The organism is Jiella pacifica (assembly GCF_010500815.1).
GTDB classification, from domain to species: Bacteria; Pseudomonadota; Alphaproteobacteria; order Rhizobiales; family Rhizobiaceae; genus Jiella; species Jiella pacifica.
Genome location: NZ_JAAAMG010000012.1, coordinates 47,760 through 68,431 on the forward strand (window position 1 = coordinate 47,760; position 20,672 = coordinate 68,431).

General features: G+C 66.7%; 20 protein-coding genes, 1 other RNA gene and 1 pseudogene. 8 read left to right on the top strand and 14 right to left on the bottom strand.

The features are described 5' to 3' along the window. The 3 genes from GTK09_RS15150 to ssrA all read right to left on the bottom strand — a co-directional run bounded on the left by GTK09_RS15150 (window position 1) and on the right by ssrA (window position 1,204). Window positions 1–195: a DUF4169 family protein gene (locus GTK09_RS15150; RefSeq protein ID WP_163464016.1), complete on the bottom strand. Its 195-nt coding sequence runs from the start codon at window positions 193–195 to the stop codon at window positions 1–3. Window positions 196–206: 11 nt separating this feature from the next. Next, complete coding sequence (locus tag GTK09_RS15155; protein ID WP_163464017.1) at window positions 207–773, bottom strand: SspB family protein; 567 nt, start codon at window positions 771–773, stop codon at window positions 207–209. 67 nt (window positions 774–840) lie between these two features. After that, window positions 841–1,204, bottom strand: a transfer-messenger RNA (tmRNA) gene (gene ssrA / locus GTK09_RS15160). Between the two features lie 208 nt (window positions 1,205–1,412). Here ssrA and GTK09_RS15165 point away from each other — a divergent pair. The 6 genes and pseudogenes from GTK09_RS15165 (at window position 1,413) to GTK09_RS15190 (ending at window position 7,408) form a co-directional block, all read left to right on the top strand. After that, entirely contained in the window at window positions 1,413–2,207 is a 795-nt protein-coding gene (locus tag GTK09_RS15165) for a thymidylate synthase (RefSeq protein ID WP_163464018.1), read from the top strand. After that, a complete protein-coding gene (locus tag GTK09_RS15170) occupies window positions 2,204–2,731 on the top strand; it encodes a dihydrofolate reductase (RefSeq protein WP_163464019.1) in 528 nt (175 codons plus the stop codon). The genes GTK09_RS15165 and GTK09_RS15170 overlap by 4 nt, the downstream gene beginning before the upstream one ends. A 181-nt stretch (window positions 2,732–2,912) precedes the next feature. After that, on the top strand, window positions 2,913–4,049 hold the full coding sequence (gene hflK, locus GTK09_RS15175) for an FtsH protease activity modulator HflK (protein ID WP_163464020.1): 1,137 nt from the start codon (window positions 2,913–2,915) through the stop codon (window positions 4,047–4,049). Next, window positions 4,049–4,927 (top strand): annotated as a pseudogene (hflC, locus tag GTK09_RS15180) (protease modulator HflC); the annotation flags it as partial. The gene hflK and the pseudogene hflC, both read left to right, overlap by 1 nt. A 392-nt stretch (window positions 4,928–5,319) precedes the next feature. Beyond that, window positions 5,320–5,505 (top strand): DUF2065 domain-containing protein, encoded by a 186-nt coding sequence (locus tag GTK09_RS15185; protein WP_163464022.1) that lies wholly within the window; start codon window positions 5,320–5,322, stop codon window positions 5,503–5,505. 280 nt (window positions 5,506–5,785) lie between these two features. Beyond that, entirely contained in the window at window positions 5,786–7,408 is a 1,623-nt protein-coding gene (locus GTK09_RS15190; RefSeq protein WP_163464023.1) for a Do family serine endopeptidase, read from the top strand. Between the two features lie 122 nt (window positions 7,409–7,530). On the opposite strand, the gene pufC is transcribed toward GTK09_RS15190, so the two are convergent. The 11 genes from pufC to GTK09_RS15245 all read right to left on the bottom strand — a co-directional run bounded on the left by pufC (window position 7,531) and on the right by GTK09_RS15245 (window position 18,160). Beyond that, the gene (pufC, locus tag GTK09_RS15195) at window positions 7,531–9,159 is read right to left on the bottom strand and encodes a photosynthetic reaction center cytochrome PufC (protein WP_163464024.1); all 1,629 of its coding nucleotides are present in this window, start codon (window positions 9,157–9,159) and stop codon (window positions 7,531–7,533) included. Next, window positions 9,156–10,139: a photosynthetic reaction center subunit M gene (gene pufM, locus GTK09_RS15200; RefSeq protein WP_163464025.1), complete on the bottom strand. Its 984-nt coding sequence runs from the start codon at window positions 10,137–10,139 to the stop codon at window positions 9,156–9,158. Before pufM ends, pufC begins: the two co-directional genes overlap by 4 nt. Before the next feature lie 13 nt (window positions 10,140–10,152). Beyond that, complete coding sequence (gene pufL / locus GTK09_RS15205; protein ID WP_163464026.1) at window positions 10,153–10,992, bottom strand: photosynthetic reaction center subunit L; 840 nt, start codon at window positions 10,990–10,992, stop codon at window positions 10,153–10,155. Window positions 10,993–11,074: 82 nt separating this feature from the next. Further along, entirely contained in the window at window positions 11,075–11,269 is a 195-nt protein-coding gene (gene pufA, locus GTK09_RS15210) for a light-harvesting antenna LH1, alpha subunit (RefSeq protein ID WP_163464027.1), read from the bottom strand. Window positions 11,270–11,281: 12 nt separating this feature from the next. Further along, the gene (pufB, locus tag GTK09_RS15215; RefSeq protein WP_163464028.1) at window positions 11,282–11,506 is read right to left on the bottom strand and encodes a light-harvesting antenna LH1, beta subunit; all 225 of its coding nucleotides are present in this window, start codon (window positions 11,504–11,506) and stop codon (window positions 11,282–11,284) included. An 84-nt stretch (window positions 11,507–11,590) separates the two neighbouring features. Continuing rightward, complete coding sequence (locus GTK09_RS15220) at window positions 11,591–11,818, bottom strand: hypothetical protein (protein WP_163464029.1); 228 nt, start codon at window positions 11,816–11,818, stop codon at window positions 11,591–11,593. Between the two features lie 55 nt (window positions 11,819–11,873). Continuing rightward, window positions 11,874–13,337 carry a chlorophyllide a reductase subunit Z gene (gene bchZ / locus GTK09_RS15225; protein WP_163464030.1) on the bottom strand — a complete coding sequence of 488 codons (1,464 nt, stop codon included), beginning with the start codon at window positions 13,335–13,337 and terminating at the stop codon, window positions 11,874–11,876. After that, on the bottom strand, window positions 13,337–14,911 hold the full coding sequence (gene bchY, locus GTK09_RS15230; RefSeq protein ID WP_163464031.1) for a chlorophyllide a reductase subunit Y: 1,575 nt from the start codon (window positions 14,909–14,911) through the stop codon (window positions 13,337–13,339). The genes bchZ and bchY overlap by 1 nt, the downstream gene beginning before the upstream one ends. Window positions 14,912–14,916: 5 nt before the next feature. Next, window positions 14,917–15,888: a chlorophyllide a reductase iron protein subunit X gene (locus GTK09_RS15235; RefSeq protein WP_163464202.1), complete on the bottom strand. Its 972-nt coding sequence runs from the start codon at window positions 15,886–15,888 to the stop codon at window positions 14,917–14,919. A gap of 47 nt (window positions 15,889–15,935) precedes the next feature. Then, window positions 15,936–16,877 (bottom strand): chlorophyll synthesis pathway protein BchC, encoded by a 942-nt coding sequence (bchC, locus tag GTK09_RS15240; RefSeq protein WP_163464032.1) that lies wholly within the window; start codon window positions 16,875–16,877, stop codon window positions 15,936–15,938. A gap of 47 nt (window positions 16,878–16,924) precedes the next feature. Beyond that, the gene (locus tag GTK09_RS15245) at window positions 16,925–18,160 is read right to left on the bottom strand and encodes a methyltransferase (protein ID WP_163464033.1); all 1,236 of its coding nucleotides are present in this window, start codon (window positions 18,158–18,160) and stop codon (window positions 16,925–16,927) included. Window positions 18,161–18,259: 99 nt separating this feature from the next. On the opposite strand from GTK09_RS15245, the gene crtD reads away from it, so the two are divergent. Together crtD and GTK09_RS15255 are read left to right on the top strand one after the other, a co-directional pair. Further along, window positions 18,260–19,837: a 1-hydroxycarotenoid 3,4-desaturase CrtD gene (gene crtD / locus GTK09_RS15250; RefSeq protein WP_163464034.1), complete on the top strand. Its 1,578-nt coding sequence runs from the start codon at window positions 18,260–18,262 to the stop codon at window positions 19,835–19,837. Then, window positions 19,801–20,670, top strand: a complete 870-nt coding sequence (locus GTK09_RS15255; protein ID WP_163464035.1) for a carotenoid 1,2-hydratase family protein — start codon at window positions 19,801–19,803, stop codon at window positions 20,668–20,670. Before crtD ends, GTK09_RS15255 begins: the two co-directional genes overlap by 37 nt. The last annotated feature ends 2 nt before the right edge of the window (window positions 20,671–20,672 follow it).

Below are 20,672 nucleotides of genomic sequence, written 5' to 3' on the forward strand. Positions count from 1 at the left end.
TCAGGCGCCCGGCTTTTCGGGCCGATCGATCCTGGCGCCGTCGAGCACAGCCTCGCTGCGGCGGCGCTCGGCCGCCTCGCGCGTCCGTTCGAGCTTGCCGCGTCCGAACCGGCTGCGGTTCTCTTCGGCGAGGCGCTCCTTCTCGTCGCGCGAGCGCTGCTTGCGGGCCTGCCGCAGATTGACGAGATCGCCCATCTGAGGGGCGCTCAGGTCTTCTTGCGGAAGGCGTCGAGGGAGACGACTTCGGCGTCCTTGCGGTCCGCCTCGTCCCCGTCGTCCTCGCCGGCGGATTTCTCCGCCTTGGCCGCGTCCTTGCCCTTGCGGGCGGCGGGACCCGGGATCGCCGAGGGCGTCATCAACTGCGTCGGCGCGGAAGCTGGCTCCTGCGGCTCCGTCTGGCCGTTGGCCGCGACCGCGCCCTGCACGTCGAATTCCAGCTCGAAATTCACCGCGGGATCGTAGAAGCCACGGATCGCGCTGAACGGCACGAGCAGCCGCTCCGGAATGTCGGAGAAGGACAGACCGACCTCGAAGGACGCTTCCGTGACCTGCAGGTCCCAGAACTGATGCTGGACCACGATGGTCATCAACTCGGGATATTTCTCCCGCAGGCGCGACGAGATTCGCACCCCCGGAGCCGAGGTCAGGAACGTGATGAAGAAATGATGTTCTCCGGGCAGACCCGTCTTGGCCACCTCGCTGAGAACCTTGCGGATGACGCCGCGAAGCGCCTCCTGCGCAAGAACGTCGTAACGAATAAGATCCTGGCCCATTCCGGCGTTCCGATCCCCTCAGTCCCCTTTCCGAGCACGGATTTCTTCCGCATGCCGGACCATAAAAAGTGGAGGCTTCTGTTGCCAGGCGCCTCCGAGCCCCGCCTAGAAGTGCGAACCCCCAGGACTTGAATTGAAGCTATCGCACAGCTTACGCTGCGAGACGTGCTTCCGCATAGTTGTCGTTGGCAACTATTGATACGGCCCGATAACGGCGGAACCATGCCGAGCAAAAATTCGCTCTTTACACCCTCGTCGATCCTATTTCGCCCCCGCCACATGCCAGCCTGAATCGCCAAGCTGGCATGTGGTGGAGGCGCCGGGTACCGCCCCCGGGTCCGAAAGGCTTATTCCAACGAACGTTTATCGCCATAGCCGGACGAATGCCCGGCGAGCCGAATATAAGGATATTACGTCCCTGTGAAAAGAGGAGGATCGGCCTCGATGCCGCGCGGATGCGAAAGGAAGGGTGGCCGGGCGAAGAATTCGGGGAAACTTGGCCCGCCGGAGTCGACTCCGGAGCGAGATTTCGCCACTTCCTGAGGTGTGGGACGGTGAAATGCCGACGAATGGCAGCCGTCCCACCCGATCTCGTCCGGACCGTGTGGCCGGTTAACCTCGTCCCGCCATGGGGAGACGATGCGCCAGTATCTCGACCTTCTCGATCGCGTCCTCACCGAAGGCGTGGAAAAGAGCGACCGCACCGGCACCGGGACGCGTTCGGTCTTCGGCCATCAGATGCGATTCGATCTTTCCGCCGGGTTTCCGCTGCTGACCACCAAGAAGCTGCACATTCGCTCGATCGTCCATGAGCTCCTGTGGTTCCTGAAGGGCGAGACCAACATCGCCTATCTGAAGGAGAACGGGGTCCGCATCTGGGACGAATGGGCCGACAAGGACGGCGAACTCGGCCCGGTCTATGGGGCACAGTGGCGTTCCTGGCCGGACTATCACGGCGGCCATATCGACCAGATCGCCAACCTTCTCGCCGCGATAAAGAAGACGCCCGATTCGCGCCGGCTGATCGTCTCGGCCTGGAACCCGGCGCTGGTCGACGAGATGGCCCTGCCGCCCTGCCATTGCCTGTTCCAGTTCTACGTCGCCGACGGCCGGCTGTCCTGCCTGCTCTACCAGCGTTCGGCCGACGTATTCCTGGGCGTGCCGTTCAACATCGCCTCCTATGCGCTGCTCACCGCGATGGTCGCGCAGGTGAGCGGGCTGAAGCCCGGGGATTTCGTTCACACGCTGGGTGACGCTCATCTCTACAGCAACCATCTCGACCAGGCCCGGCTGCAGCTTTCCCGCGAGCCGCTGCCGCTGCCGCGCCTGAAACTCAATCCCGAGATCGGCGATCTCTTCGCCTTCCGATTCGAGGACATCGAGATCGAGGGATACGAGGCCCATCCGCACATCGCGGCGAGGGTTGCGGTGTGAGCGGCTCCATCCCCCTCGTCGCCGTCGTCGCGATGGCCGAGAACCGCGTCATCGGACGAAACGGTTCGATGCCCTGGTCGATCCCGAGCGATCTCAAGCGCTATCGCCGCCTGACCATGGGCAAGCCGATGATCATGGGCCGTAAGACCCTGCAGTCGATCGGCCGCGTCCTCGACGGCCGCGACACGATCGTCCTGACCCGACAGGACCATGCGCCGTTCGAAGGGGCGCGTCTTGCCGCGACGCCCCAGGCGGCGCTCGAAATCGCGGCGTCATGTGCGGCATCACGTGGCGCGGACGAAATCGTGATCGCAGGCGGCGAGGAAATCTATCGCCTTTTCTTCGACAAGCTCGAAAGGCTCTATGTCTCCGAGGTGGCGGCCGCACCGGAAGGCGACGCACGCTTCCCGACGATCGATCCGGCGACCTTCGAGCCCGTCCACAGCGAGGGGCCGGTTAGGCACGGGCGAGACAGCGCGGCGACGCGCTTCACCATCTATCGTCGGATCGCCGCCACACGCTGAAGCTGCGCAGCCAGCGGCCGGGCGCTCATGGAATCGTAACGTTGCGACCATTGCCGGGGCCGAAAACACCGTCGATGCGTTGAAAGCAGATTTTGCAGTACTTATAAGGGCTGAGCACGCGTCACGCGCGGGTTTCGAGGAGATCGATACCCGATTTTCCCGTTACGTTGAAAGGATATCGATGCCCTGGAGCAATCAGACCGGCAACGGGGGCTGGAAAGGCGGCGGAACCGGTGGTCCTTGGGGCCAGCGTCCGCAGGGACCGCGGCCCACGGGCGGCGGTGCGAATTCGCCGGATCTGGAGGACATCCTGCGTCGCGGTCAGGATCGCTTGCGCCGGGCGATGCCCGGGGGCGGCGGCGGCGGCGGTAAGTCCGCCTTCGGCTGGGTGCTCCTGGTTCTCGTCGTCGGTGGTGTGTTGTGGTTGTTCAAGAGCGTCTACACCGTCCAGCCGGACGAGGTCGGCGTCGAGATGCTGTTCGGCAAGCCGAAGGCCGAGCTCTCCGAGCCGGGCCTGCACTTTCTCCTCTGGCCGTTCGAAACGGTCGATACCGTGCCCGTGGTCGAAAGCCAGATCACCCTCGGTTCGGGCCAACGGGGCGATAATTCGGGGTTGATGCTCTCCGGCGATCAGAACATCGTCGACGTGCAGTTCGCGGTTCTCTATCAGGTCGACGACCCGAAGAACTTCCTGTTCAACGTCGACGATCCCATCTCGATGGTGCAGCAGGTCTCCGAGAGCGCGATCCGTGAAGTGGTCGGTCGCCGGCCGGTTCAGGACGTCTTCCGCGACGATCGCGCCGGAATCGCCGACGAGGTCCGCCAGATCACCCAGGACACGCTGAACACCTATCAGGCGGGTATCCGGATCAACGCCATCTCGATCGAGGACGCCGCGCCGCCCTCGCAGGTCGCGGACGCGTTCGACGAGGTGCAGCGCGCAGAGCAGGACGAGGACCGCTTCGTCGAAGAGGCCAATCTCTACCGCAACAAGCAGCTCGGCCAGGCACGCGGAGAAGCGGCGCAGATCCGCGAGGATGCTGCCGCCTACAAGAGCCGGGTGACCCAGGAAGCGACCGGTGAGGCCCAGCGCTTCTTCTCGGTGCTCGAAGAATACCGCAAGGCGCCCGACGTCACCCGCAAGCGGCTCTTCCTGGAGACGATGGAAGGCGTGTTGAAGGACTCCTCGAAGATCATACTGGATCAGAACGCTCCGGGCGGCGGGCAGGGGGTCGTTCCCTATCTGCCGCTCAACGAGATCACCCGCAACAGCTCCCCCCGCACGGGCGGGACCGTCGAGAGGGGCACGAACAACTGATGGCCAACCGTTTTTATGCCGTTCTGATCGTTCTGGCCGTCGGCGCGCTCCTCTTGTGGAACTCGGTCTTCGTCGTCAACGAGAGGGAGCAGGCGATCGTCCTTCGCTTCGGCGAGATCCGCCGCGTCGTCGACGAGCCCGGCCTCTACTTCAAGTCGCCCTTCTCCTTCATCGGGGCGGACAACGTGCAGATGCTGCCGGATCGATTGCTGCGTTTCGATCTCGAGGACATCCGCGTCCAGGTCTCGGGCGGCAAGTTCTACGAAGTCGACGCGTTCCTGGTCTACAACATCTCCGACGCCGCGAAATTCCGCCAGACCGTGTCGGGATCGATGCTGCAGGCCGAGCAGCGCCTGCGCACCCGCCTCGATGCGGCGCTGCGCCGGGTCTACGGCCTGCGCGGCTTCGAGGCGGCGCTGTCTGACGAGCGCGGCGAGATGATGCGCCAGGTGCGCGACGAGATCCGCCAGGACGCGGCCAGCCTCGGCGTGACGATCGACGACGTCAGGATCCGGCGCACCGATCTCACGCAGGAAGTCTCGCAGCAGACCTATGAGCGCATGAAGGCCGAACGTCTCGCCGAGGCCGAGCGGCTGAGGGCAAGGGGTCAGGTCGCCGCGCGCGAGATCAGGGCCGCTGCCGACCGCGAAGTGACGGAGACGGTTGCGACCGCCCGCAAGGAGTCCGAGATCATCAAGGGTCAGGGCGAGGCCGAGCGCAGCGGCATCTTCGCCAACGTATATCAGAACGACCCGGAATTCTTCGACTTCTATCGATCCATGCAGGCCTATCGCACGTCGCTGGAGAATTCCGGCACGACGATGGTTCTATCCCCGGATTCGGAGTTCTTCCGCTATTTCAACGGTGAAGGCGGACGAGGCGGGATTCAGAACTCGCCGCGGGCAGCACCCAGCGAGAGGGAAGACGCTTCGCCGCAAAGCTCGGCGCCGGAAAGCCCCACCCCGCCGGACGACCAGTCGAGCGCGGTTCAGCCTTCGGGCGGAACGACACCTGCGGGGGTCGTGTCGCCTTCCGGCGGCGCCAGCGGCGATGGTGCCGAACAGGGGACGGCGGCGCCGGCGGGCGCCGACGATGCCGCCTCTGCCTCGGCTGCGACGCCGGCTCTGCCGGCGGCGGATGCGGGAACGACCGCGCCGTCCGATCCGTCAGACACGGATGCGGCATCTCCGCAAGAACTCGCCGAGCCCGCGACTGCCGGCGATCCGCAAGGGGCCGCCCCGACCACCGTTCAGTAGCGTACGGCCCGGCGATGACCGATTTCTTCGATGCCCTCGGTCTCCTTCTGGTGATCGAGGGCATCGTCTATTGCCTGTTTCCGGGCTTTGCCAAGCGCATGGCCAAGTCGGCGCTCGAGGTTTCGGCCGAAAGGCTGCGCTATGGCGGGCTCGTCGTCGCCTGTCTCGGCGTGGGGGTCGTCTGGATCGCCCGACATTGACGGGAAAGCTCTGCCCGGCATTGCGGATGCGAGTGACGCCCGACGTGGGATGACGATGTCGGGTGCGAAGCTCCCGCTTCGATCACCATTTCTCCAACTGTCGCCCGTCCCCTTGATTAAGTCGAAATTCTCCGGTCCGCTCGCAGTCGTGAAGTGCGACCCGTCCGGTTCCCCGACGTGACGCCAGACTTTTGAGGCCCCCGCGATGACTTCGATGCGCGTTCAAGCTCTTCTTCCCGTTCTGTTGGCGGTGCTCCTTTCGAGTGTGGCGCCGCCTCGCATGGCGGGCGCCCAGACGCCGGGCGGGGCAGAGCCGGCTCAGGCAGCGCCCGAAGCACCGGCGGCGCCGGAGCCTCCGGCCGGCAACGAGGAGCGCGTGCCGGCGCTCCCGGTTCCGCCCACCGACAACGGGGCCACCGAGAGGGCTCCCGCCAACGGCAATGCGCTGCCCGGCGCATCGACGACCGCTCCGCAGACGCAGGACGAAGCCTCGCGGCCGACCCGGTATGGCCCATTGTCGGTGGCCGATCTGGCCGACCTGCTGCTCGATGCCGTCGTCAACGTCTCGACCTCGCAAGGGGTGGATCGGCCGGGGCGCGGCGTTCCGCCGCTCCAGGCGCCGGAAGGCTCGCCGCTGCAGGATTTCTTCGACGATCTCCTGCGCAACCGCGAGGGGCCGGGCGAAAGGAGCGTCCAGTCGCTCGGCTCGGGCTTCGTCATCGATCCGACCGGCATCATCGTCACCAACAACCACGTCATCGGCGACGCCGATACGATCACCGTGAACTTCCCCAATGGCGACCAGCTCGACGCCGAACTGATCGGCAAGGATGCCAAGACCGACATCGCCGTCTTGAAAGTCGATGCGGGCAAGCCGCTACCCTTCGTCAAGCTGGGTGATTCGGAAGACCTTCGGATCGGCGACTGGGTGATGGCGATCGGCAATCCCTTCGGCCTCGGCGGCTCGGTCTCGATCGGCATCGTCTCGGCCAGGGGACGCAACATCAATGCCGGCCCCTACGACAACTTCATCCAGACCGATGCGGCGATCAACCGCGGCAATTCCGGCGGCCCGCTGTTCGACATGTTCGGCAACGTGGTCGGCATCAACACGGCGATCATCTCGCCCACCGGCGGCTCGATCGGCATCGGCTTCTCGATCCCCTCCAATCTCGCCGTCAACGTCATCGACCAGCTGCGCGAATATGGCGAGACGCGCCGGGGCTGGCTCGGCATCCGCCTGCAGGCGCTGAACGAGGACATCGCCAAGGGGCTCGGCGTCGAGCAGAGCGACGGTGCCGTCGTCATGGGCATCGTCCCCGGCGGGCCGTCGGACAATGGCAGCCTGAAGGTCGGCGACGTCATCGTTTCCTTCGACGGGCGCAAGGTCGAGGGCTCCAACGATCTGCCGCGCATGGTCGCCGAGACGAAGGTCGGCAAGAAGGTTCAGATCGGCATCCTGCGCAAGGAGTCGGTGTCGGCCGCTGCCGAGCCGGAGACTGTCGAAATCACGCTCGGACGGCTCGAGGACGGCGAGAAGATGATGGCCGAGACCGACACCACCCAGTCGCCAGACGCGGCGCAACCGGCAGAGGATACCGGGGCTGTCGAGACGCTCGGCCTGACGCTCGGCGACGTCGACGCGGAAGCACGCAAGAAGTTCGACCTTGCGGAGGATGCCTCCGGAGCCGTGGTGACGGCGGTGTCGGCGAATTCGGCTGCGGCGGAAAAGGGCGTCGAGGCCGGCATGCTCATCACCGAGGTCGCGCAGGAGCCCGTGGCGAGCGCTGCCGAGGTGAAGGAAAAGATCGACGAGCTGAAGGAGGAAGGTCGGCGCAACGCGCTGCTGCTTCTGACCGCATCGAACGGCGACGTCCGCTTCGTGGTGGTGCCGATCGACTGAAAAACCGCGGGGCATCGAATGCCCCGCGGTTCCTTGTTCTGGCGGTGCGTCGTGCCCTGGCGTGACGTGGAAGATCGCGATGGATCAACGGGCAGGAGCTGCGCCGCTCCTGCCCGTTGCCGTCAGTCGAAGCGGGTCGTCGTGCCCTGGGCGGGGCCGCGGTTGGCGGGCGGCGTCGCCGCGCCGGCTGCAGGCGCTGCGCCGTCCGCCCCGCCGTTCGTCGAACCCTCCGCCGGCGCTGCAGGAGTCCCCACATCGGCCGGCTCCTCTTTGCCCGGAGTGTCGTCCGCCGGCGGCGGGTTGCTGGGCGGCTGTCCGGCGGAGGGTGCGTTCGCGGTCCCCTCGGTGCCGTTCTGCTCCTCGCTCGGCTGCATCGTCGTGCCGGGATCGAGCTGCGAGGGCTCGGCGCCCCGGGGTGCGGCATCGCCCGTCGGCTCAGGGGAGGGCGCATTGGCGTCCTGGTCCTGGGGGACGGGCCGGACCGTGCCGCTGACATCCTCGCCGCCGGTGTTCGCCGGCTCTTCCTGCGACCGGTACTCGACCCCGTCGCCGCTACCGCCCGGCGCCACCGACTGGCCGATCGCCTCCTCGGAGACCGGGGCAGGGGCGGGGGCCGGCTGGGCGGCGTCCTGGTCGGGACCGGTGACCGCCGTCGGCTTCGCCTCGCCGATCAGGATGGCCTCCTTCGGGGCGGGATCGGGCGCCTTGCCGTCCTCGGTCAGGCCGACGAGATAGTGCTCGAGCAGATTGTAGCCGCCGAGCGGCTTGTTGTTGCCGATGTGGCAGGTGCCGCACTCGGCCTTGGCGGGATCGCCGAGCGGGCCCTTGCGGTTGTCCGGGAAGACTGAGGCGAGCGGCTGGATGTAGTTGGAGTTGATGTCCCGGGTCATGCGGATGCCCCAATAGGCGATCCAGCGAAAGGGCGTCGACTGCGACCAGTCCCGGAAGGCCCGGGAATTGTGGCAGTAGGTGCAGTTGACGCCGAGCGAGTTCGAGACCTGCATCATGAAGAGGTACATGTCCTCGGCGTCCTGTTCGAGGGCCACCTCCGCTCTGCCTGTGCGCGACACCAGCGGGTCGGATGACTGGATCCTGGCGCTGGCATGCTCCTCCTTCAGATATTTGGTGAAGGGCACGTCCGGGAAGAACTGCCGGATGGTCTTCGCTTCGAGGTGCCAGGGCCGCGGCTTGCCCATGAACTGGTCGCCACCCGGCCGGTTCTGGTCGTACCAGGTGCGGGGCGGGACGTTCTGGCCGCGGTGGCAGGTGTAGCAGGTGACGCCCGAGGGCGCGACGTGCTCCGGCCAGTTGGTGTTGATGTGACGCACCATCTGCAGCATCGTGCGGGCGACCTTCTTAGTATAGAGGGCGTCGCTGGCGAAGCCTTCCTCGGATTCCAGATTGTGGCAGTATTCGCAGCCCTGTTCCGGCGACACCCATTCGGTGATCGCCAGCATCAGCCGGGTGAATTCCGCATCGGTGAGGCCGCCCAGCACCTGGACGTTCTGATAGACTTCACTGGCCTGCGGGCTGCCCTCGTTGTCGGCGGGCTCGAGCGCCACCGGCCTGGCGTTGTAGGGCAACTGCCGGCTGGCGGCCTTGAACTGCACCATCTCGATGGCCGCCGGTCCCGTTTCGATCGATTCGATCGGCGGGAAAACCCAGGGCGGCACCGTGAGGCCGACCAGAACCAGCGCGAGGGATATGACCCCGACGACGATCGGGCTGTAACGGACGTGCTTCGTGCTCATTGCAGGACACTCCGCGTGGCTTCGTCGGGGATCGGGAAGGACGGATAGACCGAGGGGTAGCTCGGCGCGATGCCGTGCTTGACGCCCCACAGGTACCAGTTGTCGACCACGGTGCCGGTGAGGAGCACGCCGATCGCGCCGGTGAAGGTGGTCAGAACCGCGAACCACCACGCCCAGCGGTGGATTGATTCGAAGGTGGCGTTGAAGCCCATGGTCCAGCGCCAGAAGAGGGCGCCGCGCTCGGCGGCCGTGCCGCGGTCGACGATCTCCTCGGCCTCGCGCTCGCCGCCGAAGCGCGAGACGGCCAGGATGGTCGCGCCGTGCATGGCGAAGAGCATCGTCGAGCCGTAGAGGAAGACGATCGAGAGCATGTGGAACGGGTTGTAGTACCAGTTGCCGTAGAGCACCGAGACCGACGCCGTCCAGTTGAGATGCGTGATGATGCCGAAGGGCACGGCCTCCGACCACGATCCCATCAGGATCGGTCGGAACAGGCCGAGGGAGAGGTAGAGGAAAATCGCCGAGGCGAAGGCCCAGCTCGTATGGGTGCCCATGCCGAGCGCCCGGGCCCTCGTATAGCTCCTCACCCACCACAAGAGGATCGAGGTGGTGAGGAAGAAGCCGGCGAGGATCCACCAGCCGCCGTCGCCGAGCGGCACCAGCGGGTTGAGGCCGTATTTCGCCGGCGGCGGATCGAGCGACAGGAAGGCGAGGTTGCGCACGAACGCGTACGGATCCCAGTCGACCGAGGCCCACATGTTGAGGCCGATGATCTCGATGGCGATGAAGCCGAAGGCGAGAGAGGCCGCGCCCGACCAGCCGAGATAGAGCGGCCCGACCTGCGGATCGCCGATCTTGCCGAGCCAATAGGAGAAGGTCTTGGACTGGATGCGCTCGTCCGAGGAGTGCTTCAGCGGCACGCCGGGGTCGAACGGTCCGCGGACCTGGATGCGATTGTAGATGCTGGAATAGGATCCCATCGTCCCGCCTCCCTCAGTAAGCAACGTTGCCGATGGCGGCCGGGGTCTTCAGGTAGAAGTCGAAGAAGTACGGCCACCCTCTGTCCCAGAAGGGACCGGAGATGATGATGCAGACAGCGCTCCAGAAGCCGGCGTTCAGCGCGAAGAACAGCCCGAGCCGGTGGATGCCGTAAGGCCCGATCGAATAACAGATGAAATCGCGGAAATAGGCGTTCTCGTGCTCGCCATACTTCACCACCTCGCCCTCTCCGGGATTGACGGCGCCGAGAATGACGCCGGCATGCAAGCCGAGAAACATCGTGGTGGTGAAGAAGAACGTCACCGCCAACATGTGCGCGGGATTGTAGTGAAAGTGCAGAAACTGGTAGCCGACGTTCGAGACCCAGTCGAGATGTGACATGATCCCGTAGGGGAATCCGTGACCCCAGGCGCCGAGCAGCAGTGGCCTGATCACCACCAGCGAGACATAGGCGAGGATCGCGAAGGAATAGGCGATCGGGACATGCCAGCCGATGCCGAGCTTTCGGCAGATCTCGAACTCGCGCAGTGCCCAGGAGGCAAAGGCGCCAACGGCGCACATGGTGACGAGCTGCCAGGTGCCGCCTTCGTCGAGCGGCGCCAGCCCGAGGCCGTATTTGATCGACGGCGGGTTCACCGAGAAGGCGAAGATGTTCGTCTCGTTGCCCTGGCTGATGTCGTAGAAGATCAGCAGCGAGCCCAGGAGGGCGAAGAAGATCGCGGTGACGCCGAAGAAGCCGACATAGAAGGGCCCGACCCAGAAATCGAAGAGATCGCCGCCGACGAGCGTGCCTCCCCGCACACGATATTTGCGTTCGAACGACAGCATCGCCATGGCGAGATTCCCATCCCTGTCAAACCCGGGTCGTTTTCCGGGACGGCGCGGAACGCCGTCCCGAGGTGTCGTCGAATTCGCCTCAGCCGTGCTGCGTGAGGGGCGTTTCGATCTGGCTGGTCTGAGCCGCGCCGCCGGGCGGGGTCGGATTGGCCAGCCAGTTGAAACGGGCCGTCGAGAGCAGGATGAAGTGAATGAGGAGCGCCAGCACCAGAAGGAAGGTGAAGAGCCCGATGAGCGCTCTGCGCGGGTCGAAGAGAAGCCACATTCTCCACATGGTTCTATCTCCTTAGCTGAGCATCGTGAGGAGCGATTGGGCCGTGTCGAGGCTCGCCTGGCTCACCTCGGGGGTCTGCAGCCAGGGCCGCCAGATCCAGACGAGAATGTGCGCGACGACCGCGATGCCCAAGAAGACGAAGAACGAGGTCATGAAGAGTCCGTTGAACTCCTGTGCCTCCCGCTCCGTCATGCCGGAGAGCGTTCCCGCCTCCCGGCCCGTCATATGGTCTGCCATTTCCTTTCTCCTTGTTTCCTTTATCTCCGGGCGGGCCGCGCCGATGACACGGTTCGCCGCCGAAGCTTCTGGTCCTCGCCGCTGCTAGCGCATGAAGGCGTAGGGGAGGACGGAATTGGCCGCGGCCCTGGCGTCGCGAAACACCGCGAGAACACCGCCGTTACCGAACGGCGTGGGTCGCAGGCGGGCCGGCAGGAGCCGCGAGACGAGCGAGACCGCGAAGAAGATCGGGAAGGTCACCGCGTAGACGATCCGGTATTCCTGCTTGTCGGCGCGAAAATGCGAGAGGCCGTGGCGTTCGACGAGGCTCATGTGAGAGATCTCCCTGGCTGTCCTTGCGATCGGCGGATGAATGCGGGGCATCGGGTCATGCGACGGGTTCTCCCGCCGGAGCCGAGGCCGCCACATGGCGGAATTCGACGGTGCCGGAGCCTTCGCGCCGGGCGGCGGCTTCGGCTGCGTCGCGCAGGCGCCGCGCCGCAGAGATCCGCACCAGGACCGGTTCGCGCTCGAGCGCATCCTGCATCAGTTGATTGGCGGCGCCCGACCAGGCGAGTTCTTCCTCTCGCGCCCGGAGGCCCTTGGCCGGGGTGGCGACGACGCGGTCCATCTCCGTGCCGAGGGGCAGGATGTGGAAGAGCGCGTCGAACAGGGCGTTGCAGACTTCCTGGACGAGATAGGTGGCGCCGGAATAGCCCATGAAGGGCGTGCCGGTGTGCCGCCGGATCGCTGCGCCGGGGAACGAAGCGGGAATGAAGGTGCCGCGCCCGCCGGTCTCGGCGAGGTACATGCGTTCGTTGTAGCTGCCGAAGAGGACGAGGGGCGGGGTTTCCTTCACCATCCGCCGGACCTCGTCGTTCAGCGTCTTCTTGCCGGACAGTCGCGGCACCGCAAAACGGCAGGGCAGGCCCATCTCGTCCTCGAGAAAATGCCGGATGCCTCGGGCGTAGGTCTCGTTGGCGACAATGGCGAAGCTCGCCGTGCCGAAGAAGTCCTGGGTCACGGAGCGCCATAGATCCCACAGCGGCTTGATCGTCGTGTGCTTCTCGCGGGTGATGAAGGGTTCGGGGTCGAGCCCCAGCATCTCGCCGAGCTTCCTCAGGAAGGCGGTGGTCGAATGCAGCCCGATCGGCGCCTGCAGATAGGGGCGCTCCAGGGCCTCGCAGAGCTGGCGGCCATATTCGCGGTAAAGGCAGACATTCGCGTCGGCGGCGGTCAGCTTCGGGATGTCGCGCAGATGCGCGCCGAGCGGGAAGACGAGGTTCACCTCGGCGCCGATGCCCTCGATCAGCCGGCGGATCTCGGCGAGGTCGGAGGGCATGTTGAACATGCCATAGGCCGGGCCGATGATGTTGACCTTCGGCTTCTCGCCTTCCTTGCGCTCACGCGGGGCGGGGATCTTTCCCTTCTTGGGCCCGTATTCGGTGAGCAGCCACTTCAGCGCCCGGTCGGCGCATTGCCACTGGTCCTCGTCGATGGTGCGCGGCAGGAAGCGCTTGAGGTTGGTGCCCTCCGGCGTCACGCCGCCGCCGATCATCTCGGCGATCGACCCGGTGACCACCACTGAAGGCTGGGTCGGATCGAGCGTCGCATGGGCGCGCTTCATCGCCCCTTCGGTGCCGGTCTGGCCGAGATTGTCTTCCGACAGGCCGGTGACGACGATCGGTAATTCGTGCGGCGGCAGGGCGTCGGTGTAGTGCAGCACCGAGGTGACCGGCAGGTTCTCGCAGCCGACCGGGCCGTCGACGATGACCTGCAGGCCCTTCACCGCGGAAAAGACGTAGACGGCGCCCCAGTAGCCGCCGGCCCTGTCGTGATCGAGGACGAGCATCACACGTCCCCCATCCCGGCGTCGTAGGTCGCCGTCTTCTTGCCGTTGATCTGCAGGTCGGCGCGGATCTTCGCCGGCTTGGGCTTCTGCGGAACGTCCTCCCAGATGCCGGAAGCGTAACCCTCGCCGACGCCTTCGAAGAAGGCCTTCATCGTGTCGAAGCGCGATTTCGAGGCGATCGCGCCGTTGATCACCTCGGCGAGCGACCCGGCCCCGGCCGGGCCCATCAGCGGGCGCGACGAGATGAGATTGGTGAAATAGAGGGCCGGCGTGCCGGACTGCTTGGCCTTCTGGACCACCGGCGTCGTGCCGATGGCGAGATCCGGCGAAAACTCATGGAAGGCCGCGAGATCGTCTTCCAACGAGGCGCGGAATTTCACGTGAACGCCCTTGGCTTCCAGCCATTCCCAGTCGGCGGCCGACCAAGGCGTCTTCGGGCAGGCGGTGCCGACGTAGCGGACATCGGCGCCGCTCTCGACGAGGAGCCTTGCGACCAGGAGTTCGGAGCCCTCGTAGCCGGAGAGGGTGATCCGGCCGGACACGGGTGAGCCGGCGAGCGCGCCCCGGATCGCCGGGAGGATGGCGTTCTGGGCTGCCGCAATGCGCTCGGCCGAGACGGCGGCGGCCTCGCCGATCCGGGACAGCCAGTCCGCCGTGCCTTCCACCCCGACAGGGGCGGAGCCCACCACAGGCCGGCCGGCCGTCTCGAATTCACGAATGGATGCCGTGTAGAAAGGATGGATCGCGGCGGCGACGGCGCAATCGAGCGCCGCATAGAGCTCGCGCCATTCGCGCGTCGGCACCACGGGGCCGGCGGCAAGGCCCATCGGTTCCAGGAGGCGTCCGATCACCATCGGATCGGCGGGAAACATCTCGCCGAGAAGCGCCACGGAAGGCTTGTCGCTGCGCGGTGCGCGCGGCGCCGCGACGGGGCCGGCCTCGGCCTCGGACCTCGCATAGGCGAGCATGGCGCCGGCGAGGATGTCCTTCGCCTCGGCGTGGGTCGGTACACCGAAACCAGGAACGTCGATGCCGATGATGCGGACGCCGTCGATCTCCTTAGGCAGAAGCCGCAGGGGAACGCCCGAGGCGGTCGGGACGCAGAGATTGGTGACGACGATGGCGTCGTAGAGGGCGGGATCGGCCAGTTGATGGACGGCCTCGCGGATGTCCTCGAACAGTTTGCCGGTGACCAGCGTCTCGGAATTGAACGGCACGTAGCCGACGGTGCGGCGGGCGCCATAGAAATGTGCGGTGAAGGTCAGGCCGTAGACACAACAGGCCGAGCCGGAGAGCACCGTCGCAGTGCGCCGCATCCGGAGGCCGACGCGCAGCGAGCCGAATGCCGGGCACATGGACTGCGGCTGGTCGTGCGGGCCGGCCGGATAGTCCCTGGCGTAGCGGTCGAGGATCTCGCTCTTTCCGGCCTTTGCCGCCGCCGCGCGCATCTCGGCCTTGCCGGCGTGGCAGGAGGCGTCGCCTTCGCGAGGCGTCGCGGCAGTCTCGATGGTCGTCTCCGGCACATGGGCGCCGTCGCCGTCGTCGCGCTTCAGGTCTGTGTCGGAATAATCCATGACCCTCACGCCTCGTCGTAGACGACTTCGAGGGAGGGGCGCTGGACCACCGGGCGGCCCATCATGTCGGCGAGGCTCGCCGGCTGGAGCGTGAACTCGCGGCCGGTCTCTTCGTCGGAGAACAGGCCGAGGAGGCCGTCCTGATCGAGCGGCGTCGGGTGGAGCGGCGGGGCTTCACCGACATTGGTGGCGAGCTGCTCGAACAGCGGCGCCCAGCGCCCGCCGGGCTGGCCGACGATCTGGTAGTTGGCGCTCTTCCTGCGGATGTCCTCGTCGGCGGGGATCGCGGCGAGAACCGGAATGCCGACGGATTTGGCGAAGGCCGCGGCCTCGCCGGTGCCATCGTCCTTGTTCACCACCATGCCGGCGACGCCGACATTGCCGCCGAGCTTGCGGAAATATTCCACCGCCGAGCAGACGTTGTTGGCGACGTAGAGCGACTGGAGGTCGTTCGAGCCGACGACGATGACCTTCTGGCACATGTCCCGGGCGATCGGCAGGCCGAAGCCGCCGCAGACGACGTCGCCGAGGAAGTCGAGGAGAACGTAGTCGAAGCCCCAGTCGTGGAAGCCGAGCTTTTCCAGGAGTTCGAAGCCGTGGATGATTCCCCGGCCGCCGCAGCCGCGGCCGACTTCCGGTCCGCCGAGCTCCATGGCGAAGACGCCGTCGCGCCGGAAGCAGACGTCGGAAATGTCGACTTCCTCGCCGGCGGCCTTCTTGGCCGACGAGGTCTGGATGATGGTCGGGCAGGCCTTGCCGCCGAACAAGAGCGAGGTGGTGTCGGACTTCGGGTCGCAGCCGATGAGCAGGACCCGCTTGCCCTGGCTCGCCATCATGTAGGAGAGGTTGGCGAGGGTGAAGGACTTGCCGATCCCGCCCTTGCCGTAGATCGCGATGATCTGCGTTTCCTTCGTCACCTTGCCGGTGGCGACGGAGGACGGCTCGATGGCAGCCTCGGCCCGCAGCCGTTCGGCCATGGCGCCGGCGGGCCCGCTCGCGCCCTCGACATGTCGTAGCGCGTTGCTCACATCTCTCTCCAATCCAGGATCATCTTCAGGCAGTCGGCATCTTCGAACGCCGTGCGATAGGCAGCTTCCGCCTCGACCGGTCGGCCCGCATGGGTCACCAGGCCGTGCAGAGAAAGGCGACCGGCGGCGACGAGCGCCAGCACCGCCTCCATGTCCTCCGGCCGCCATTCGGCGGCGATCTTCATGCGCGCCTCGCGCATGAAGGCGGGCGGGAAGGCGAAGGAGACGGGCTCTTTGTAGAAGCCGGCGAGGACGATCTCGCCGCCGCGGCCGAGCCGCGGAACGAGACGGTCGAGAACTTGCGAATCCCCCGAAACGTCGAGGATCTGGCGATAATCGGCCCGCTCCTCGTCCGACGGATCGATGACGGCGTAGCCGATGGCGCCGGCGCGGCGGGCCTTCGAGGTTTCCCAGACGACGGCCTGACCGCCGAGCGAGACGACCATCCGTGCGGCAAGCCGGCCGAGTGCGCCATGGCCGACGACGAGTTCCGGCAGGTCGCGGCCGGAGGCGCGCACCGCATGGTGGGCCGTCGCCGCCAGGGCAAGGAGGGTTGCCTCGTCGCCGAGATCGTCGCCGATCGAAACGAGACGCCCCTCGGGCAACTGGACGTGAGAGGCCGAGGCGCCGAACAGGCCCCTGGCCCCGTCGAAACCATTCGAGCCCGGGACGAAGACCTTGTCGCCGACCTTCAGCCGGCGCGCGTCCCTTGCCTCGACCACCCGGCCGACGGCTTCGTAGCCTGGAACGAGCGGATAGCCCATGCCGGGGAAGGCCGGCATTTCACCAGACCACAGGAGCCGCTCGGTGCCGGTGGAAATGCCCGAGGCTTCGATCGCGACGACCACCTCTCCGGCCTTGCGCGGTGCCAGACCCAGCCGCCGCATGCCGAGCTTGCGGGGATGGTCGAAGACGATGGCGTCGGATTGCGTGACCACGGGGGGCTCCTGGATTGAGTGTCAGTTTAAATTGACAGTTCAAGCTGTCAAGTAAATATGACATTGCGGCGCGGAATCTCGGCGACGACGATGCTGGTCGCCAGTGGCAGCGCCGTGGGGACTTCGCGGGCGCGGGTCAGCCCCGCGGCATTCATCAACCGGCCGATCTCGTCGGGAGTGCGCGGTCTGCCGCGTCCCATGGCGAGCAGGTAGAAGCCGAAATAGACGTCCGCGACCGGAGCCGAGTCGCCGACGCCGGCCATCGGCTCGGCGACCATCACGACGCCGCCGGGCTCGAGGCTTTCGCGCGCCCGGGTGAGCAGCTTCACCGCCTCGGCGTCGTCGTGGTCGTGCAGGATGCGCACGAGGGTGATCAGGTCGAAGCGGCCCTCGGGATAGGGGTCGTTGAAGAAGTCGCCGGAATGGACGTGGATGCGTCGCCCGAATCTCGTGTCGCGGATTCGCTTCGCGGCGATCTCGGCCACCGCCGGGAGGTCCATCAGGTGAAGCTCGGCCTCCGGATGATGCTCCGCCACCTTGCGCAGGAACCGCCCGTCGCCGCCGCCGAGATCGAGGATGCGGCGGGCCCAGGAGACGTCGTAGGAGCCGAGGACTTCCTCGGCCACGAAGTCCTGGCTGGCGGCCATGAGATCGGTATAGGCGGCGACGTCGGCGTCTTCGGGCGGTGTTCCGCCCGGTGCCGCCGCATAGGGCCAAAGCTTCGACAGGCGGGTTGGTGCGGCTGTGCCCTTCAGGAGCGCGACCGGGTCGGACAGGTCCTGATAGACGTCGCGGTGGTGCCGGATCATCGCTTCGATGCCGGGATTGGCGACGAGTGCCGCGCCGAGCGGGCCGAGCCCGTAGGCGATCTCGTCCTCGCTGTCGTCGATCTCGACCAGATCGAGGGCAGCGAGCGCGCGCAGCAGCCGCTCGGCCGCCTCCGGCTTCAGGCCCGTCGCCGCTGCGATATCGGCGAGCGCCCTCGGGCCGCGCGACAAGTGTTGGAAGACGTTCAGCTCGACGGCCGCGGCAAGCACCTGCGAGTAGACGAAGCCGGCGACGAGATCGAACAGTCGCCGCGAGCTTCGGCGCGCGAAGGGGCGGGTCAGCCAGAACTTCGCGGAACTTCGGTGGAAGGCGCGATCTGCGAGCTTGCGATTGCGGAAGCTCTTCCAGCCCTCGCGGCTCGGCCTGAAGAAGCGGCGGATTTCCCGTATCGGATCTGCCCAGCCGGAGGGCCTCTTGGAGGCAGGAGAGGCAGGCTCGATTTCCGTGGTCGACATGGCCGTCAATCCTTCTAGACAGGTTTAACTGTCAATTTTATTGGACAACCAGATGCGCGCCGTGTCAATCTCCTCCGAAAGGTTCCGAGGGATGATCCAATGCACGTCGCCATCGTTGGCGCCGGGATCGGCGGCCTCGCCGCAGCCGTGAGGCTCGCCTCCTCGGGGGTCGCCGTCACGGTCGTCGAAGCCGCCGGACAGCCGGGCGGAAAATTGCGCGAGACGGAGATCGCCGGCCGGATGGTCGACGTCGGTCCGACCGTCTTCACCCTGCGGGACGTCTTCGACGACGTCTTCGCCTGCGCCGGCGAACGGCTGGACGACCATCTGACGCTGCATCGCTGCGAGACGATTGCCCGGCACGTCTTCGCGGACGGCGCCGTGCTCGATCTCTTCGCCGACGCGGAACGCTCGCAAGCGGCGATCACGGCCCTGTCCGGCGAGCGATCGGCCGGCGAATACGAGAGCTTCTGCGCCCGGGCGAAAAGCGTCTGCGAGACGCTGTCGCCGATCTTCATGCGCGCCGAGCGCCCGTCGGGGCCGCTCGGCCTCGTCGCCCGGGCCGGCCCGAAAGGCTTGCCGGCGATCATGCGGATCGGCGCGGAGACGACGCTTTGGAAGTCGCTGTCGGCGCAGTTCTCCGATCCGCGTCTCGCCCAGCTCTTCGGCCGCTACGCCACCTACAACGGCTCCTCGCCCTTCCTCGCCCCGGCGACGCTGATGCTGATCGCCCATGTCGAGAAGTCCGGCGTCTGGCTGGTCGAAGGCGGCATGATGCGACTTGCCGAGAGCCTCGCCGGCCTCGCCGAACGATCCGGCGCGAGCCTGCGCTACGGCGTCCCCGTCGCCTCGATCGCCGTGCGGGGCGGGGCGGTCGGCGGCGTGACGCTGGCGGGCGGCGAGACGATCGCCGCCGACGTCGTCCTCGCTAATTGCGACGCCGGGGCCCTTGCCGCCGGACTGTTGGGCAAAGCCGTGCAAACCGCCGTCGATCCGCCGCTGGAGCGCGAGGACCGCTCGCTGTCGGCGCTGACCGTCGCGCTGGAGGCGCCGACGGACGGGATGGAGTTGCTGCGGCACAACGTCTTCTTCTCGGCCGACTATGCCCGCGAATTCGATGAGATCCTGACCCGGCGCCGGCTGCCCTCCGACCCCACCGTCTATGTCTGCGCCAGCGACCGGGACGATTGCGGTCGGCTTTCGAGCGAGTCGGCAAGGCGCGGCCGCGAACGGCTTTTCCTGATCATCAACGCGCCGGCCGACGGCGACGAAACGGACTTCGGCAAAGAGGAGGTCGAGCGATGCGTGACGGCGGCATTTTCGAGACTTCGCGCCTCCGGCTTGCGGGTGGAGGGGCCGGATTTTCGACAGATCAGGCTTTCGACGCCCTCCGATTTCGCGAGACGTTTTCCGGCGACGGGCGGAGCGCTCTACGGGCGGGCCTCGCATGGGTCGACGGCTTCGTTCCGCAGGCCCGGCGCCAGAACGAAGCTCGCGGGCCTCTATCTCTGCGGCGGCAGCGCCCATCCGGGGGCCGGCCTGCCGATGGCGGCGCTCTCCGGCAAGATCGCGGCGGAGGCTATCCTGGCGGACCGCGCTTCGACCAGCAGGTCCCGCCGGGAGGCTATGCCTGGTGGTATGTGGACGCGCTTTCGTCAGATGGTCGGCATGCTCTAACGCTGATCGGCTTCGTCGGCAGCGTGTTTTCGCCCTATTACCGCTTCTCCGGTCGCGGCCGGCCGGAAGATCACGTCGCGCTGAACGTCGCGCTGACGGGGGCGGGCTCGAAGCGGTGGACGATGACCGAACGCAGGACCAAGGCGCTGCACCGCGACGCCGGAACCCTGTCCATCGGCCCGAGCGCCATGCGCTGGGACGGCAGCGGCCTCACCGTCACCATCGACGAGATCTCGCCGCTGATCCCGAGGCGCGTGAAGGGAACCGTGCGGCTCTATCCGGACGCCGTGGTCAACCACCCGGTGGCGCTGGATTGCGAAGCCCGCCACTGCTGGTGGCCGATCGCCCCTTGCGCGCGTGTCGAGGTGGAACTCGACGAGCCGTCGCTCTCCTGGTCCGGCAGCGGTTATTTCGACTTCAACACCGGCGAGGTCCCCCTGGAGGAGAGCTTCCACCGCTGGAACTGGTGCCGCGCCTCGGTGCCGGAAGGGACGGTCGTCCTCTACGACCTGCTCGACCGCGACGACCAGTCCTGCTCGCTGGCGATCAAGTTCGATCCGCGGCATGGCGTGACGGACTTCGAGCCGCCGCCGCCGGCACGGCTGAAGAAGAGCTTCTGGGGCATGCGCCGCTCGACCCGCTGCGAGCGCGGCGCCTCGGCCAAGGTGATCGAGACGCTGGAGGACTCGCCCTTCTACACCCGCTCGGTCGTCGGAACGCGGCTGCTCGGGCGGGAGGTGACGGCGATCCACGAAAGCGTCGATCTCGGCCGCTTCGCCAATCCGCTCGTCCAGATGATGCTGCCCTACCGGATGCCGCGCCGGTTCGTCTGATC